Source organism: Pseudomonadota bacterium (genome assembly GCA_036339585.1).
Classification (GTDB): domain Bacteria; phylum Pseudomonadota; class Alphaproteobacteria; order UBA8366; family UBA8366; genus UBA8366.
Genome location: JAYZAS010000001.1, coordinates 236006 through 254374, shown reverse-complemented (window position 1 = coordinate 254374; position 18369 = coordinate 236006). Strand labels below are relative to the sequence as shown.

14 protein-coding genes and 1 tRNA gene are annotated in these 18369 nt (G+C 45.4%); 8 read left to right on the top strand and 7 right to left on the bottom strand.

Features of this window, described 5'->3' with window-relative positions; translation table 11 throughout:
* Nucleotide 1: 1 nt before the first annotated feature.
* From VX941_01185 to dgcA, 6 genes are all read left to right on the top strand, one after another.
* Entirely contained in the window at nucleotides 2-1441 is a 1440-nt protein-coding gene (locus tag VX941_01185) for a glycosyltransferase (GenBank protein ID MEE2932022.1), read from the top strand.
* Between the two features lies 1 nt (nucleotide 1442).
* Nucleotides 1443-2180, top strand: coding sequence for a class I SAM-dependent methyltransferase (locus tag VX941_01180; GenBank protein ID MEE2932021.1), 738 nt, complete (start codon nucleotides 1443-1445; stop codon nucleotides 2178-2180).
* 50 nt (nucleotides 2181-2230) lie between these two features.
* On the top strand, nucleotides 2231-3277 hold the full coding sequence (gmd, locus tag VX941_01175; protein MEE2932020.1) for a GDP-mannose 4,6-dehydratase: 1047 nt from the start codon (nucleotides 2231-2233) through the stop codon (nucleotides 3275-3277).
* Between the two features lies 1 nt (nucleotide 3278).
* A complete protein-coding gene (locus VX941_01170) occupies nucleotides 3279-4223 on the top strand; it encodes a GDP-L-fucose synthase (protein MEE2932019.1) in 945 nt (314 codons plus the stop codon).
* Nucleotides 4224-4394: 171 nt separating this feature from the next.
* The gene (gene dgcN, locus VX941_01165) at nucleotides 4395-5396 is read left to right on the top strand and encodes an N-acetyltransferase DgcN (protein ID MEE2932018.1); all 1002 of its coding nucleotides are present in this window, start codon (nucleotides 4395-4397) and stop codon (nucleotides 5394-5396) included.
* Nucleotides 5393-6364, top strand: a complete 972-nt coding sequence (gene dgcA, locus VX941_01160) for an N-acetyl-D-Glu racemase DgcA (protein MEE2932017.1) — start codon at nucleotides 5393-5395, stop codon at nucleotides 6362-6364. The genes dgcN and dgcA overlap by 4 nt, the downstream gene beginning before the upstream one ends.
* Here dgcA and VX941_01155 read toward each other — a convergent pair.
* Nucleotides 6353-7252: a hypothetical protein gene (locus VX941_01155; protein ID MEE2932016.1), complete on the bottom strand. Its 900-nt coding sequence runs from the start codon at nucleotides 7250-7252 to the stop codon at nucleotides 6353-6355. The genes dgcA and VX941_01155 overlap by 12 nt on opposite strands.
* 206 nt (nucleotides 7253-7458) lie before the next feature.
* Between VX941_01155 and VX941_01150 the strand changes: the two genes are divergently transcribed.
* Nucleotides 7459-7533: transfer RNA gene (locus tag VX941_01150), tRNA-Val, on the top strand.
* A gap of 722 nt (nucleotides 7534-8255) precedes the next feature.
* On the opposite strand, the gene VX941_01145 is transcribed toward VX941_01150, so the two are convergent.
* From VX941_01145 to VX941_01130, 4 genes are all read right to left on the bottom strand, one after another.
* Nucleotides 8256-9395: an aminotransferase class V-fold PLP-dependent enzyme gene (locus VX941_01145; protein ID MEE2932015.1), complete on the bottom strand. Its 1140-nt coding sequence runs from the start codon at nucleotides 9393-9395 to the stop codon at nucleotides 8256-8258.
* Nucleotides 9385-10599: a PrpF domain-containing protein gene (locus tag VX941_01140; protein MEE2932014.1), complete on the bottom strand. Its 1215-nt coding sequence runs from the start codon at nucleotides 10597-10599 to the stop codon at nucleotides 9385-9387. The genes VX941_01145 and VX941_01140 overlap by 11 nt, the downstream gene beginning before the upstream one ends.
* Before the next feature lie 343 nt (nucleotides 10600-10942).
* A complete protein-coding gene (locus VX941_01135; GenBank protein MEE2932013.1) occupies nucleotides 10943-12478 on the bottom strand; it encodes a carboxyl transferase domain-containing protein in 1536 nt (511 codons plus the stop codon).
* A gap of 25 nt (nucleotides 12479-12503) precedes the next feature.
* On the bottom strand, nucleotides 12504-14009 hold the full coding sequence (locus tag VX941_01130; GenBank protein ID MEE2932012.1) for a putative 2OG-Fe(II) oxygenase: 1506 nt from the start codon (nucleotides 14007-14009) through the stop codon (nucleotides 12504-12506).
* A gap of 205 nt (nucleotides 14010-14214) precedes the next feature.
* On the opposite strand from VX941_01130, the gene VX941_01125 reads away from it, so the two are divergent.
* On the top strand, nucleotides 14215-15420 hold the full coding sequence (locus VX941_01125) for an aminotransferase class V-fold PLP-dependent enzyme (protein MEE2932011.1): 1206 nt from the start codon (nucleotides 14215-14217) through the stop codon (nucleotides 15418-15420).
* On the opposite strand, the gene VX941_01120 is transcribed toward VX941_01125, so the two are convergent.
* Together VX941_01120 and VX941_01115 are read right to left on the bottom strand one after the other, a co-directional pair.
* A complete protein-coding gene (locus VX941_01120) occupies nucleotides 15417-16298 on the bottom strand; it encodes a DMT family transporter (GenBank protein ID MEE2932010.1) in 882 nt (293 codons plus the stop codon). The genes VX941_01125 and VX941_01120 overlap by 4 nt on opposite strands.
* Before the next feature lie 231 nt (nucleotides 16299-16529).
* Nucleotides 16530-18164, bottom strand: coding sequence for a thiamine pyrophosphate-dependent enzyme (locus VX941_01115; GenBank protein MEE2932009.1), 1635 nt, complete (start codon nucleotides 18162-18164; stop codon nucleotides 16530-16532).
* Nucleotides 18165-18369: the final 205 nt, after the last annotated feature.

The window sequence follows — 18369 nt, the reverse complement described above, 5'->3', positions numbered from 1 at the left end:
CATGAAGGAAGCAAGAATAAGAGACCGCAAAACTACCATACGCGCTGCTTCCGACAGAATAGCAAGTCAGCGCGATGGCTGGATAGCGCGTAACTTTTTTTACTATCAACAAGATGCTGAATACATGAGATTCCTTACCCCTCCAGGTTTGCGTGTTCTGGACCTTGGTTGTGGGACAGGTGACTTGCTCGCCAACCTTAAACCATCGAAGGGAGTTGGCGTAGATTTCAGCGAGCACATGATTAATATTGCCAGAGGTAAATATCCAGAATTACATTTCAGTGCCGGTGATATCGAAGATCCGAAATTTATTGATGAATTGGATGGGCCGTTTGATATTATCGTCTTGTCTGATACCATTGGACTACTTGATGATTGTGAAGCTAGTTTAAGGCTACTGCATTCCGTCTCTACGCCCGATACCCGGTTAATTGTGTCCTATTATTCCCCTTATTGGGAACCGTTACTCCGTCTTGGAGATAAGCTTGGTCTCCGAATGCCACAACCGGAGGTGAATTATCTCTCGACAGTGGATATTGCAAACCTATTACATCTATCAGATTTTGAGGTGATTAAAGTTGAGTGGCGTCAACTTGTTCCGAAAGCGCTCTTTGGTATTGGTAAACTGGTCAATAGATTCGTAGGTACATTGCCGTTGATAAGACGATTTTGTCTTAAAACGTATGTTGTAGCTCGCCCGCTCAAAGGATCAGAAAAACCAGATTTATCAGTGAGTATTATAATCCCCTGTCGTAATGAGAAAGGGAACATAGAGCCTGCCATACAGCGTATCAAGCGCTTTGCCGATGATATGGAGGTTATCTATGTCGAAGGCCATAGTTCCGATGGGACGCTTGAAGAGTGTGAAAGGGTGCAAAAAGCTTATACCGATATGGACATAAAGGTAATCACCCAAGACGGTAAGGGTAAAGGTGATGCGGTATGGAAGGCTTTTGATTTAGCAAGGTGTGATGTCTTGATGATCCTTGATGCAGATTTGACAGTTCCACCTGAAGAACTCCCGAAATTTTACAATGCTATATCCAATGGAAAAGGCGAGTTTATTAACGGAACGAGACTTGTATACCCTATGGAACGTGGCGCCATGCGATTTCTAAACTTAATCGCGAACCGTCTTTTTGCTCAGATCTTTTCATTTTTGCTCAACCAACGTTTTACGGATACTCTGTGCGGCACTAAAGTACTTAGGAAGGTAGATTATCAACGCATCGCAAAGAATCGGTCTTACTTTGGTGACTTCGATCCGTTTGGAGACTTCGATCTAATATTCGGCGCAGCCAAATTAAACATGAAAATTACGGAAATACCGATTCGCTATGCTGATAGGACCTACGGTGAAACACAAATTTCACGTTTTCGGGATGGTTGGGAACTTATCAAGATGATTGTTTTTGCTTGGCACAAACTCAAGGCTTTTTGATATGCTGGTCGACCCGCGTCTCGTCGCCCATCGTAAAATATGGAATAAAAAACCTGCGCTGCGGATGATTTACGCTGATTACTACCGGCGCATGGCTAAATTTTTAATAGATGGTCCTACGTTGGAAATAGGCTCTGGCTCGGGGCATGTGCGGGATCATGTAAGAGAAATTTACATGGCCGATATTTTGCCGGCTCCATGGCTGGATCTTGCTACAGATGCCGAATCTTTACCATTTGCATCAGCTTCACTCACTAATATAGTTATGCTTGATGTATTGCATCATATATCGAGGCCTCTCAACTTTTTTTCTGAGGTGTCAAGAGTTCTGCGACCGGGAGGCCGGTTAGTGATACTTGATCCAGCAATAACTCCGCTAAGTGGATTGATATACAAATACTTTCATCCTGAACCAGTAAATATGTCGGTTGACCCGCTTCTCCCGGACCGTTCGCAATCGGGCTCTGATCCGTTTGATTCGAACCAGGCGTTGCTCACACTTATGTTCGGGACGCCAGCGCGCACCACTGCATTTGAGGCAAAATATCCATCTTTAAAACTAGTGAAGCGTGAATACTTTGGGCTTGCGACATACCCGATGACTGGTGGGTTTCGGAATTGGTGTCTCGTACCAGGTTTTGCTGTAGGGATGCTTTTGACATTGGAACGTGCGCTGGAGCCGCTTTTTGGCCGGCAAGGAGGGTTCAGGCTCTTAATCGCCTTGGAGCGTCTCGCTTGACCGCGGCGGTTTTAGCCTTTAGCAGAGAGAAAAAGGTAACGGGAAAATTTATGAAGAAAGCATTAATTACTGGCATCACTGGGCAAGATGGGGCTTACCTTGCGGATTTGCTATTGAAGAAAGGCTATCAGGTGCATGGGATCATCCGCCGGGCTAGCATATTCAATACACAACGGATTGATTCTTTATATCGTGATCCCCACGACCCTGACTCTCGCTTGTTTTTGCACTATGGCGACATGTCTGATGGCACGGGATTACGCAGAATACTGGAGGAGGTCCGGCCATCCGAGGTCTACAATCTGGCCGCACAAAGCCACGTAAAAGTTTCATTTGAGCAGCCTGAGTATACAGCAGATGTTGTAGCAACAGGAACCCTTCGACTATTCGATGCAGTTCGCGATTACTGTCAGGAGGATAGAGCATCTGTGCGTATCTATCAGGCCGGATCCTCGGAAATGTTCGGCAGCGCTTTACCACCACAGTCGGAAACTACGGCCTTTGAACCTCGAAGCCCATATGCTGTAAGCAAAGTTGCGGGCTATTGGTTTGCAAAAAATTATCGTGAGGCTTACGGCATGTTTATTGCCAATGGCATTTTATTCAACCACGAAAGTCCGTTGCGAGGAGAAACATTTGTAACCCGTAAAATTACCCGTGCGGTTGGACGCATCAAGTTGGGATTACAGGATAAATTATATCTCGGTAACTTGGATGCCAAACGAGATTGGGGGTTTGCGGGTGACTACGTTAAGGTGATGTGGAAAATGTTACAGCATGATAAGCCGGATGATTTTGTTATTGCTACCGGTGAAGCTCACTCGGTGCGAGAATTTTTGGAGTCATCTTTCGAACACGCAGGCCTTGATTGGAAAAGCCATGTTGTGATTGATCAACGGTATTTTCGTCCGACTGAAGTGGATCATTTGTTGGGTGATGCTTCAAAAGCGTCTCAAGTCTTAAATTGGAAGCCGAAGGTAGGTTTTAAGGAGCTCGTGGAAATGATGGTTGATCACGATATGATTCACGCTGAACGTGAAAAGCTTCTTGTCGATGCTGGTCATTCAGTCGGCCCTTTAGGTTTGCCAAATGGCTAAAATTGATCGCACCGCTCGTATTTTTGTTGCTGGTCATTCAGGTTTGGTGGGAAGCGCAATTGTAAGGGCCCTAGAGAGAGCAGGGTTTGGAAATCTTATCCTTAGATCTCGGAACGAATTAGAGCTTACTAATCAAAAAGCCGTAGATAGTTTTTTTGATGTGGAGCGTTTGGATTACGTTTATTTGGCGGCTGCTCGCGTTGGTGGAATTCATGCTAATAATACGTTTCCAGCAGAATTTCTTTATCAGAATTTAACTATACAAAATCATGTAATTGACTCTGCTTACCGTCACGGAGTTAAAAAGCTCGCTTTTCTAGGGTCATCCTGCATTTATCCAAAATTAGCGAAGCAGCCCATTCTAGAGAATAGTTTGTTAACTGGGCCATTGGAGCCAACCAATGAGGCTTATGCTATAGCGAAGATTGCTGGAGTGAAGCTTTGTGAAGCCTATAAACAACAGTATGGCTTCAATGCTATTTCGATAATGCCGACCAACCTCTACGGGCCAGGTGACAACTTTGATCTCGAAACTAGCCACGTTGTTCCTGCATTGATACGGAAAGCACATGAAGCAAAAGTATGTGGGTTGAAAAGACTTTCAGTTTGGGGAACAGGCACTCCAATGCGTGAATTACTTCATGTCGACGATTTAGCTCATGCCTGTATTTTTTTAATGGATGTTTATTCTTCATCAACCCCAATAAATGTTGGCTGTGGCGAAGATATAAGCATCCAAGGCTTGGCCATGACTATAGCTGACGTGGTTGGCTTCAAAGGACAGTTTGAATACGATCATGGGCGTCCTGACGGGACACCTAAAAAAGTTCTTGATGTCTCTCGATTGTTCAACCTTGGCTGGAAGCCGAAAATTAAACTTCGTGATGGGCTAGCACAAACCTATGATTGGTATCTTAAGAATGGCAGTGCGCTCGTAGCGGATTAATTGAGTTTCGGAACCCAAGGCAACCAATAAATATGGTTTTTCGATAGTCTGGACCCGAGGTAAATCGGAGGCGAAAAACGGGCTAAGTTGCCTTTTTGCGAGCTATATTGCTATCTAGGGCTAATAACAAATATGTATTTTGGGTAAAAATGGTGATTTAGGAATAAAACAATGAAAATTAAGCCACCATATTTGATGTTTCTTGGAGATGCGGGTGATCAGCTTGCAGCAAAAACCGCAAATGGTGTAGCGTTCTGGCGCCCAGATTGGTGCTTGGGGCAGGTACGGCTCAAGGGGTGTATGGCAGATGTTGGATTGCCTGATATGGGGCTAGAGGACGCTATGCAGAATGGAGCAAAAACGCTTGTCATTGGGGTTGCTAATCAAGGTGGCTACATAAGTGATGAATGGTCGCAAACTTTGCACAAAGCAGTTGATCTAGGGTTGGATATAGCTAGTGGACTTCATGTCAGTTTACGCACCGTGCCCGGCCTTGAAGAAGCTGCGGAGAAAAAGGGATGTCAGCTTTTTGATGTCCGTCAACCTGACAAAATATTTGATGTCGGACGTGGCCACAAGCGGTCGGGTAAACGATTATTAACTGTAGGAACAGATACCTCGGTGGGTAAAATGTTTACTACGCTTGCTATTGAAAAAGAAATGTCTGCGCGCGGTGTTGACTGCAGCTTTCGTGCTACTGGTCAGACGGGAATTTTTATTGCTGGTGATGGTGTTTCCGTGGATGCAGTAGTAGCAGATTTTATATCTGGGGCCACTGAATCTCTCTCCCCGGCTAATGACCCTGGACATTGGGACTTGATTGAGGGTCAGGGCTCTATCCACCACGCGGCATATGCCGGAGTTACCCTTGGCCTTATTCATGGTGCACAGCCCGATGTTTTGGTTTTATGCCATGACCCCGGTCGCCCGCATATGAGGGGCACTCCAAGTATTCCTATTCACAGTCTGAGTGAAACTATTGAAGCTTGTGAAAAAGCGGCTCGCTTAACAAATAAGAATGTTAAGACAATCGGCGTTGCGATAAATACTTCGAGAATGTCAGACACAGAGCGCCTACAAGAGCTTGCAGAAGCAACTGCAGAGACGGGGCTCCCTGCGGTTGATCCCTTGCGTGAAGGAGTTGCTTCCTTTGTGGATAAAATCATTTCATGAAGCTTGTAGCCAAAGCAGAGAAATGGAAACTCGCAGAGGTTTTTACAATCTCTCGTGGAAGCCGAACCGAGACCGAGCTCGTAACAGTCACACTGGATGATGGAACTTTTGAGGGACGTGGGGAATGCATGGCCAATCCTCGATACAATGAAACTCAAGAAAGTGTGCTCGCATGCATAAAGAAAATCGATATTGATGATCATATTGACAGGCAGAAACTGCAAACCCTTCTTCCCGCATGCGCTGCTAGAAATGCCATTGACTGTGCACTTTGGGACCTCGAAGCTAAACGGGCTGGGAAAAGAGTCATGGAATTAGTTGGGCTTGATAAGAGTAGAACTGTAACAACTGCTTTTACGATAAGTGCAGATACGCCTGATAAAATGGCTGCTGCTGCCCACCGAAATTCAGCAAGGCCGTTATTAAAATTGAAGATAAGTGGCGATGGGGATGTTGATCGCGTGAAAGCTGTTCGATACGGAGCTCCAAATGCCCGTTTAATTGTTGATGCGAACGAGGCATGGACTGAGGATATGGTCGAACCACTGTCTAAACAGCTCAAGAGTCTTGGTGTTGAAATGATCGAACAGCCGCTTCCAAAAGATGCAGATGGTTCGCTGGCAAACATTCCGCATACAATTCCGTTTTGTGCCGATGAGTCCTGTCATACCAGCCAAGACTTGGAGCATCTATTGGGGCTTTACGATGTTGTGAATATAAAATTGGATAAGGCCGGGGGATTAACCGAGGCTCTTCGCTTGAAGAAAAATGCTATGGCAAAAGGTTTTAAAATTATGGTTGGTTGTATGATATCTACATCGCTCGCCATGGCCCCCGCTTACGTAGTCGCACACGGTGCTGATTACGTTGATATTGACGGTCCATTACTTTTGGCGGAGGATCGTATACATGGCCTTGAATTCTTAGGAAGCTCGGTATCGCCACCCAGTGAATTGTTATGGGGTTAGCTTTGCTGGTTTGACGCGCGAGCGCTTTGAGAATGACCAGGCTCGCGCGAGGTTTTCAGCACGGCGTTGGGCTGCATAGCCTCTGGGAGGCCATACAGCCAGTAAGTTTGCTGCTCGGTGTTTGATATTTGGAGTGCCACTTCTCTTGAACGTTCCAAAACGGTGTGGAAATTTTCTTTTGAGCTCTGCAAAAAATTTCCCATAGGTGCGTTTTGCAGCCTGTTTGCCGTAGTCTATGCGGGCTGTGTGAGAATAATTTTTGTTTTCTTGGGCGTCAGCTATGGCACTGCTAGTATTCCCATTTCGCAGTGCAGCTTTCCAAATTTGGAACACTTTATTTTGATAAGGGCCACTTTTGGTTTGGTTGGCGGAGTGATAGTGTCGAACGGCTAACTGCCAGGTGCCGTGATTTTCCTTAAGGGCAGAGAGAAACTTAGCTGCGTATGCCACATTGGTCGCAGGGTCAAAGCCGGCTTCTATAGTTTTAAACGCGTTCGGGTGATAATGGAGGTTAATCTGCATGCAGCCAATATCGATATTTCTCTGTCCCTCTTTTTGAAGCTTCAGAACGTGCCGAATTGCATTTTGCCTATTATTGAAATGCCTCCCATTACCGCCGGCATTAACTGTCCAAGGCCAGGTAATGTTTGCCCGGTCTTCTTTTACCCATCTCCCGCTCTCCTTAAGTGATAATGCATGTAGTAGTTTATGGGGGATACCTAAACGGCGCTCCTCTTTAGCAATCGAACGAGCACAAAAATTACTATTTTTCAATAGGTTGGAATAACTTAAAGGTGCAGCAGTTAGCCGCAATGGGGCAGCAATGATTATTAATGCTAAGGCTGCCGCCAAAAGCCAAATTTTACAACGCTTTAACAAGTCGTCCAAAATTTTCTCCTTTAATTTCATATTAAAAGCAAACCTTATGCCACTGTCGGTGCGAGAGTATTTCTCTATGTTTATGAATGCGACTGACATACGGGCGTACATAGGAAAATTGATTTTCTATCCAATGCACAAAAGTTTCAGGCTCTTGCCATGACTTGCTTTTCGGTGCTAATGCGATAATGATGACTAACCATTGGTTGAAAAATGGGCGCGTAGCTCAGCGGGAGAGCACTACGTTGACATCGTAGGGGTCGCTGGTTCAATCCCAGCCGCGCCCACCAACTGCAGTGATTGCAAAGGTTTATGTAGGCTGCGTGCGCATATACTAGCATAAGGATTGGTTGCTTACATTCTCGTAAATACCGTTCGAGAATTTTTTTTCATCTTTAGTTGAAGGTTGGCTCGGCGTCGCCCCAGGCATTGGTCTCATGGTTCCTGGTCAGGGGTTGGCGACAGTTCTGTGTACATTGCAGCAGTCGAGATAGCGGGGCTGGACGTGTTGCAAGGGGACCAAGAGATTGAATGTGGCTAAGTAATAATTACGACCTTACTACGGTAGAAAATTTGCGGTTTTTCAAAGTTGGATGCTGTTATCTTCAATTCTTTTTTGCAATTGGCAAGATATTTAATCAGTAATTGGTATTGTGTAGTGCAAAAAGTTTCTCCCAGCCAAAAAATAGCAGCCGAGACTATTGGTGCCAGCTTATTATTGGCTACCATTTTGGGTCAGGGATAATCGGGACTTCCCTATCGCAAAGGAAGAATGCAATTACCCTGCTGGGCAACACGATACCTACCGACTGCATACTTGTTGTATTCATTTTTATCTTTAGCCCGTTTGAGGCGCGTATTTATATTCCGCAGTGACTATTGGACGAACCATGACTAATAGTATTTCAGGAATAAAGCCAACGGATGCACTCGGTTTCATAGGAGCACAAATATTTGGGGCTTTTGCTACAGCCTAAGTTCGCAAATGGCTGTAGGTCCCGTCGAGGGGGAACTAAACTTTCTCCAAGGCATCTAAAAAGTTAATTATATCTTCTTCGTTATTGTATATATGAACGGTCGCGCGTAAATGACTATCTTTATAGCTCACGCGAATTTTTTTCTTTGCCAATCCGCAGACCACCTGTTCTGCGTCATGGCCAAGGTCCAAACTCACAATTCCTGCCCGCTTATTCCAATCGCGAGGAGTACGAACTTTGAGACCGCGTTGAAGCGCACTTTCTATGAGAAATGTACTCAACGCTTGGACACGCGATTCGATATGCTCAAGCCCAATATTACTTATAAATTCTGATCCACGCCGTTGCACATAGGTTCCAAGATAATTTGGGTTCCCGTATTCAAATCGATGCGCATCTGAAGCCAACGCATTATTATTTTTCATTCTGTCATTGGACTCAAATGAAAACTTTGCAGCATATGGAGGATCAATTTGAGGAATCAATTCCTTACGAACATAAAGAAAACCAGCTCCGGCAAGGCTAAACATTGCCTTGTGTCCCCCCGCACTAAGAGCATCTACTCCTAAATCGGCGATCTTTTGGTTAATGATGCCAACGCCCTGAACTCCGTCCACGAACAATAAGGCGTCGTGCTCATGAGCTAGTGATGAAAGCGCCTGCAAATCAGCACGATGGCCTACTCCATATGTGACCCACGCAACTGTAATAACACGGGTTTTAGCGTCTATGAGTTTTTCATATGAATCTATAGGAAATATATTGTTCTTATCCTCTCGCACCCAACGTATTTCTACCCCTCGACTTTCCAAGTGCCTCCATGGGAAGGTATTATTCTCATGCTCTCCGCAGCTTAGAATGACGTTATCGCCAGCTTTCAGTCCAATGCCTTGAGCAAGAATATTTATGCCCTCGGAGGTATTTTTGGTTAAAGCTATACATTCTTTTGGCGCACCGAAGGTGGAGGCAACTGCAGCCCGCGTGCGTTCTATCTCATCCATTGAAAATGCACCGATTCCTGCATGGTCATAAACCATTTGCAGCCACTCCTGCGTGGCCTCGGCAACACACGTGGGTAGGGCACCTTTGTTTGCACCATCAAGATAAATATATTCCCTAGTTGCCGGGAATAAATTTCGAATTGTTTCCCAATTAGGAGTACTATCATTTGTCATTTTTGTTGTCCCTTTTGGCTTCTATTTTTGTTCTTAATTCACGTGCTAAGGAAGCTGATATTTTTGAGGCAGGCACAAGAACATGTCCATCAAAAAGACGCCTTTGCGAACGATACACGCCAGCTTTATTACAATGCCATCCGGTTGCTATTTTTTTTACATCGACCGACACTGCTAGTATACCAGATGGATGAGTGATTCTGACATCATCTTCCTTATCTTTTGAGGGCCTCGCGATATCATGCACTACTGAACCCGTAATGCGTGCCGCGACGGCTGTACAGATAGAGCCGGTGGATGGTAATGCTCTATGGCAATTCCCCGCTGATATCATACGTGCAGTAAAGTCGCTTTCGGTGGATTTATAAACTTCGCCCGAGAGTGATGGGCTGTCTTGAGGAGGGTTCACCCAAGCTATTTTTGGCACCACTGCAGGCACATTCTGTGGCTTTTCTGATAATCCCATAAGTACACCAGCTTGACACCTTAAATATTCAAGCTCTGACATAAGATTTTTATCATCATCAATTTGAGCAGGAAGTTCTTTGCCTGTCATGCCTATATCTTTACCGCGTATAAAAGCGACAGCAAGTGTTGCGTCAACTAATGAGGCTTCTATTAGTGAACCATCACGTTTGGTGAGCTTATCAATAATATTGTCACTGGGCAGTAAACTGACGGCATTTGTACCGCCAGGGTCGAGAAATTCATTTCGTACAGGCGAATGGGATCCTGCTACACCCGGCAATTCGAAATCTCCATCTACTGCTGATTTTCCATCATCAATACGAAACCGTGAGTCAAAAAGTACACCTGTGTTGGTACTGCGCACTCGAACCACAATTTCGCCACTTTGTTGACTGATAAGTCCTTCGTCGTATGCAAAGGGTGCCGCTGCTGAGGCCATGTTGCCACAGATATTACTATATGCAACCCAGCTTTCTCTTGGAGAGACCTGACAAAATGTGTAGTCGATATCCACTCCTGGAACCTTGGATTTTTCAACTACTAGAATTTTAGAAAGCGAAGAAATACCCCCTCCCATGCCATCCAGCTGACGGCTGTGGGGGTCTGGACTACCCATGGCAGCCAGAAAAATTTGTTTCCAATCATCCCTATTTTCGGGGAGATTTTTTCGTAAAAATGCTAATCCATTGCTAGTGCCACCACGAACAAAAGCTGCTGGTATCTTCAACTGTTGCATTTAATCAGTCCTTGGATACACAGAGAGAAGGTCGACGTACAAAGATTTCTCCTAAAACTAGTGTGGGTCTATAATTTACAGAATTAACTAATTGGCAAAGTTACAGGAAAGATGCCTCTTATGATTTAGCTCTGCAATTATACAGAAACGCATGTAATACAATAAGAACATTATTCCATTCCATTCCCATCGCATTGACTTCAAGGGCCTAGTCTAGGTTTAATAAAGAATTATTTGAAGCTGAATATGGCGTCAGTTGGAATGCTCTTGCAATGATGTAGGGGTTCTCGGGATTATTCGTTGATTTGTCTGGCTTGACCAACGTTCAGGTTGCGTTGTGCATTCATACGTAACTGGTGGGCCAAGCTTCAAGTAAATGTTCTCCTATGCCATTTGAAAGACGATCTCGTTGGGTATCCAGCATATCAATCAAATAATCTCGGGTGTCGCGCGGATCTAGAACTTCCTTGACACCATAAACTGAGGCGAGGCCGTAGGCGGAAGTATCGCGGGCCATTTCTTCTAGATGTTGTGCAAATTGATCAGGATCTTCTTTCTCTAGATTTTCTCCATAAACCACAGAGACCGCGGAGCGAGGGTCCATGAAACTCACCTCAGCTGTGAACCACGCTGCTACTTCTTCGGCTGTGCCTCCAGCCCCCATGTTGATAAACCCTCTACCATAACTTTTTCGTAGGATGATACATATCTTTGGCACTGTAGTCTGTAGCATTGCGTTCATCCAGTTGATCACTTTTCCGATGATCCCAGATTTCTCAATGTCCGGACCAATAAGAAAGCCTGGTTGGTCCTGCAGGAAGATCAGAGGGATATTGTAGGAGTCACAAAGAACAAGAAAATTTGTTACTTTCGAGCAGCTCTGTGCATCCATGCAGCCGCCTTTAAATTGTGGGTTATTTGCAATAAAGCCAACAGACTGGCCGTCAATGCGAGCCAATGCCGTGGTAATCGAGCGACCAAATTGTTCTTTGATTTCAAAAAAACTATTTTGGTCTGTAATAACTTGAATGATATTCCGAACGTCGTAAGTTTGCGCGAGCGACTCTGGCATCATTTTCAAAATATCTTTGCAACCATCGCCAGAGCCTTCGGGAACGGGGGCGATCGGTGCAGTTTCATTTTGGTGGCTGGGCAAATAGCTCAGAAATTGTTTTATAACATCAATCGCCTCTTCGTCGGTGTTTGCTACTACGTCTGCAAAACCGGTTTGGGATGCATGAATACGCCAGCCACCTAAATCTTCCCCACTTACATTGTGACCAACAGCTTTTGACACCATGCGTGGACTAGCAACAGCCATCACTGCGCCTTTACGCATAACATTGAAATCTGAGCATACTGCGTGCCAGGCACTCGAGCCGAAACACATCCCTAGTTGGGCTGACACCCAAGGTGCTTTTCGACGCCGGAGGAAGCGAGGGCCTTCAGCTGTGAACCCCATACCTTCACCCATGACATCTGGCATTCGTACGCCAGTAGATTCTCCCAGAAAAACTACGGGTATACCCCTCTTGTTTCCTGTGTCTTTGACGTGGGACATTTTTTTATTGTTTGTGTAACTGGAAGAAGATCCTTTCACAGTGAAGTCATATGCTACAGCTCCAACTTTGCGGCCAGCCACCTGTCCAAATCCACAGATTTTACCATCACGGGGTGTCTGGTCTTTTATGTCGTCAAGATAAGACGTCCCAAATAACCCGGTTTCCCTGAAGGTTTCGTTGTCGAAAAGGTAATCAACACGTTCTGTGGCATTGAGATGACCAGAAGCTTTTCGTTTTTTGAGTTTTTCAGCACCTCCCATTGCAGTAGCTTTTTTGCGCCGTTCTTCATGCTCTTTAATCTTCTCTTCAAATGCCATTGCGTCCTCTCGGAGTTTCAGATTTCTAAATGGGCACGATGTCGAAGGCTATGCTGATCCTTTGTGTGTCAGAATGGAACGGCACGGTCCGATGCAAAAAATAGGATGGAAACAACACCATATGCCCGACTTTTGGTGTAATAAGCCGCAGCGGTCCCGAATGGTCAGGTAGCCCATATCCAGAAGCACCAAATTCGATCCATCCAGCGTGAGTTTCATCTGCAGATTTAATCTCGGGTGGTAATTGGACGTAATATACGCCACTAAGCCACGCGCTTGGATGGTTGTGGGGCAGCTGATAGCCCTCTGCATTCAATAGGGTTGACCAGCAATCCAGGCGAAATTTATTTGGTTTAGCCCGGAAATGCGGGTGATTTGGTTGTGGTGTAAGTGATGCCAGATATTCTTGTAAAAATTGATGGAGTGTCGAGACAAAACTCTCCACGATGGGGTTATCAAAGATAGAGAGCTCACCGCTTTGTTGTCCGCCGCGTGTTGATTTTGCGGGAGGGTCCGTTCGTAGCGTTGGATTTATATTTAACGCTTCAGCCAAGTCACTAGTATAATTTAGCTTATTGACATAACCTTCGGGCAACGGCAACTCTACAATTGAAATATCACGATTAAGATTAGTAATTTGGGCAGCCTTATCTTTCTCGCCTGCTAATTGGTGAAGTATTGTTTTATAAGTCATAGCTTGAGTATGGCCTGGGGTATGTCTGAGAACAGTGTTCAAGCGCATTGCCGCTGTTTCAAGATTACCTTGGCGCATAAGACAACCCGCTGCGCCAAGAGCTGAGTCAACCATATTAGGCTGTAATCTGAGCGCAGCATTAAACTCGGTAAGCGCATCGATGTCATTTCCACCTTCCAGATGGCAGAACCCCAGGTATTGAGCAAGGTATGCTTTATCCGAGGGCTGAGAAAAAATCTCACGATATGCAATTATAGCCTCGCTAAAATGTTTGAGCCTGCGCAGTACTTCCGCCCTTTTTACCAAAGTTGGCTTATGCGAGGGATCGAGTAAAATCGCAGTGTTAAAGGTTTCTAATGCGTCTTCAAAAGCTCCAATATGTAATAAGGCTCCACCTAGTGCAGCGTGAGCAGCAGCGTAGTTATGTTCGAGCTCAATAGCTTTTTGGTAAGCTTCAATTGCTCCGGACCAGTCTCGAGCTAATTCTTTTGCGTAGCCAAAGTTGCGCCAACACGAACCGTAGTCGGGTGCAAGGTAAAGGGCTTGGGTAAAGCAAACAATCGCTTCTTTCAATTCGCCGGTGTCTGCTAACATCACGCCAAGGTGATCTAGCGCACTCGGGTTTTCAGGATCAATTTCAATAGAATCCTTGATGGAGCATATAGCAGCTTCAATATTACCTTTCTGCATCAATAAAACACCAAGTAGATGAAGTGCGTCGCTATTGGCCGGTTCAATCGTTAGGGCATGACGATAATTACCTTCAGCTATTTCAAGTTCACCCGCTTGATGGGCGCCAAATCCAGCTTCCAAGATGGGGCGTACTCTGTCGTCCATTACGAGACGCTGACATTTTGTTGGTGGGGGATTAGATCAAAACCCTTTTGCAAAAGGTTAATAATTTCATTATTCATATTCGAAGAGCCTCTAAGTTAAGCCCACATGTTTTATGATGATATAATAATGATTAATGTATCATTTCTCCCATTTGATAGGAAAATCTGTTAAATTAAAACCCAAGTTTTAGAAAAGGGTCTGCACTATGAACGATGAAGCTGTCTTCGAGAAAATCCGTAGCGATTATCCGGCAACAAAAAAGTTAACATATTTTGATGTAGGTGCTAGGTCACTGATCTCGGTTCAGACTCGTGCCGCGCTTGATAAAGTGGTTGACTCGCAATTTTACGAAGGTGGCGACAAGCCGGAAATGTTTCGCCTTATTGAACGTGTTAGGGAAAAGTTTGCTCGTTTAATCAACGCAAGTTCGGAAGAAATTGCTTTTATGAAGAATGTTTCAGATGGTCTGAATACAATTGCCGGCTCAATTCCTTTTAAACCGAATGATAATGTTGTTCTTACGTCTGATCTCGAACATCCAAATAATGTTTACCCTTGGTACAACGTTCGTGACAAATCGCAGGTGAAAATAATCGATGTACCGAGCGTAAATGGCCAGATTGATGTTGAGGGCATGATAAATGCCATAACCCCCAGCACCAAGCTTGTAACCTGCTCTACCGTAACATACTCGCCTGGCATGCGGACTAATGTGCCTAAACTTGGGAAGGCCTGCAGGGACCGTGGTGTATTTTTTCTGGTAGATGGAGTGCAGTCTTGCGGTGTTTTGAAGACAGATGTTGAAGAGCTAATGGTGGATGCCATGGCCGTCTCAACCCAGAAAGGATTGCAGGGTCTTTACGGTATGGGATTTTTGTATTGTAGAATGGAAGCAGCCAACGCGCTTCGCCCGGAACGTTTGGCGAGGTTTGGCGTTAATCTCGGTGATGACACACACGAGGCAGCGGCTGGCGATCAAGAATTCGACCTGATGCCGGGCGCACGACGCTTTGAGGTGGGCAATTATAATTTTCCCGCCGCTGCTGCAACTGAACCAGCACTAGATCGTATGCTTGAGCTTGGCTCAGCGGCAATTGAAGAAAGAAATTGTCGATTGGCGCGCCGACTTGCAAGCGGCATGCATCAACTCGGCCTTGACGTTTGCGGTGATCTTGACGACCCACTTCGTACACACATTGTTACAGTAGGGGAGATGGATCTGGAAAATCACGAAGGCGCAGGCAGTGGGGAATTACAGTCGCTGTTTGATTACTTGTGGGCCAATGATGTTCGGCTTTCAATCAGACGTGGGGTATTGCGGTTCGGTATACACTTTTACAACAATGATGAAGACGTGGATCGTGTCCTTGATTTGACTAAGAGTTGGCAAGAACAAGCGGTAGCAGCCTAATGCGTTTTTGAGGTTAGGTAAGATGCGCGTCTTATCATGTAAATTCCGCTAGCTGCGATCACGGCACTTCCTAAAAACACCCACGGATCAGGTATATGGTTCCAAATCACTAAGCCAAAGAGGATTGACCATAAAAGGGCTGAATACCGGAAGGGTGAAATTAGCGCAGCTTCTCCGTAGCGCAATGCCTCAATAATTAAAAAATGGGCACCGGCATTCAGAATACCATTAATAAAGAATAGACCCGCATCTGCCCAGCTCAGACTGTTCCAACCAAGCGGAATAGCAAGGAGACTTGCAAAAGTGACTATGATGGTGGACCAGAACAAAATAGCAATTGACGTTTCAGAGCCAGATATTTTCCGTGTGATAATATCACGGAATGCAGCGAAAATCGCTGCACAGATCGGGAGTACGAGAAACCATTCAAAATTCGGTGCGCCAGGGCGCACGATTATTAACATCCCAGCAAAACCAATAAGGACTGCCATCCATCTCCGCCATTCCACCTTTTCATTGAGTAACGGCCCCGACATAGCCGCTACAAAGAATGGCCCAGTGAAGACTATTGCTGTGAAAGTGGGAAGCGGTAGAACCTGTAAACTCCATATAACAAATATTGCTGTCCCAAAAAAAATTGCACCCCTAAGGATTTGACCAGGCCAGTAATTTACCCGCAACGCTTCCCAGCCTGTTACAAATAGGGCGTAAATCAAGATAGCGACAAGCGCGCCTATATGGCGCAGGGTCAGTACCTGCCAAACCGGATATGTTTCTGTTAAAATTTTACTCACTGCGTCGCTGGCGACTAGTACAGCTGAGCCAACAATCATCAACCAAATACCACGGAGATTATTTTTTTGTCGTGCTTCTGTCATTGTTGATCTCTATAAACGTCAATTATACTCGAATCTCGGTAGCATCTATGATGCCCAATACAAAGGCAAAAAGATTTGGAGTGTATGGTCAAGTTCATCATTTCTATTTAGAAAAAATAAGCACGTAAATCAGTGGCATGGGTTCTTGCTGACCTCGCCATTGTATCATTATCAGATGAAGGAGGACCCTGTAGGCTCGCGCAACGGTTATGCGACTATCTAGGTAGACATTTACTGCGCACTGCTTGAGAATGGCGAAACATCACGACTATCTAGCACTAAATGGATTAATGCTGGCCCGTCATGAGCCATTGCTCCGGCTAGGGCATCGGGAAATTCTTCTGTCTTCTCAACTTTAAAACTCGCCATTCCATAGCCCTCTGCAAGCTTCGCAAAGTCCGGGCTATCCAGCAATGTTCCGTAATGAAAATCGGCTCCGAAACGTTTTTGTTGATGGGTCAGAATGGATCCCCAAGCGCTGTTATCGCATACGATAACTTTAACCGGAAGCCCCTCTTGTACAATGGCAGCGCACTCATGCCCTGTCATAGTGAAACCTCCATCTCCAACCCAAACGAATACCGTTGTATCGGGTTTCGCAATCTGGGCACCTATCCCACCTGGCACACCATAGCCCATCGCACCGGACACTGGTGAGGCCTCAATATCCGGTTGGTTAAATCGGTAATAACGAGAAATCCAACGCCCAAAACTGCCAGCATCCGATATATTGATGCAGTCTTGCGGCACCTTATCAATAAAGTGCGTAATTACTTTGGCCATATCTACTGCGCCCGCAACCTCAATTTCACCTGGCTGGGCAAACTTAACTTCTTCATGATGAACCTTATCCCGCCATTGAATTCTCTCTTTAGATGGAGCCGCAACCCCTTTTGTGAGTGCCTCAAGGGCCGGCATCACATTGGATGCTATTGCAACATCAGCTTGCCACTGAGAAAACTCTGATGGTTCGGGATAGACCATTACTAACCTTTGATTAGATCGGATCATAGTATAATCGTTTACGGTAACACTATCCAGCCGAGTGCCCATGGCTATCAACAAATCGCAATCTGATAGAGCAGCTTCTTGAAAAGGAATTCGATTGATACCAAGGTGTCCAAAATTAGCCCCGTGATCACTTGGAAACGTATCTTGCTGTCGGTAGGCAGTAAGAACTCCAACACCACTTGCGTCTGCAAAATCGACCAACGCCTGCGTCGCTATTTCCCAGCTAATCATCTCCCCGGCTATCAAGATGGGATGGCGGGCCGTGTCAATCAGCCTTATTGCCTCTTTAATTGCTATTGGATCTACTCCTGCACGAACAACAGCAGCCTTTGCTGGGATAACGGGTTCTCCTTCGGGTCCGTCTAGAATATCTTTTGATATAGCAACGACTACAGGGCCCGGTCGGCCGCTGATTGAGAGATCAAGGGCCCGTGCAGTGACCTCAGCAATTTCATCATAGGAGTGGACATCAAAGACCGCTTTAGCTATCGGTTGATACATGAGATGATAATTTATTTCTTGGAAAGCCTCGCGCCCTTGCTGTGGTTTTGGAATATTTGAAATGAAGAAAACAAGTGGTCGTGAGGCTTGCATTGCCGTGTGAATTCCCACAGTGGCGTTACAAGCACCAGGCGCACGGCTTGCGAGCATACAAGCAGGTTTTTTGGCGAACTTTGAGTAGGTCTCACATGCAAAAGCCGCAGAGGACTCTAGCCTAGTGGGAATTGCGCGGACCTTGTTTCGATTGCGGCTGAGTGCTTCTAAAATCGTAGTGTTAGTTCCGCCTGGAACAAAGAAAACCGTATCCACATCTCGCGATAGCATTACATCAACAACTACTTCACCACCATTCATACCTAAAACCCTCTAATTATTGCACCCATCTATTCTGCTTCAAATTGCTGACAATACAATAAACAAATTCATTTAGTATGGCTACGGTCTGGCGTTTAACTGTCCCATAAGGCTGTTTTCGTTGTGAACATGCGTGGACCTAAACGCCGAATAAGGCCGGAATTGTTTTCAAATCTATTTTGAAGGATGGCGGCTGATCCTATGA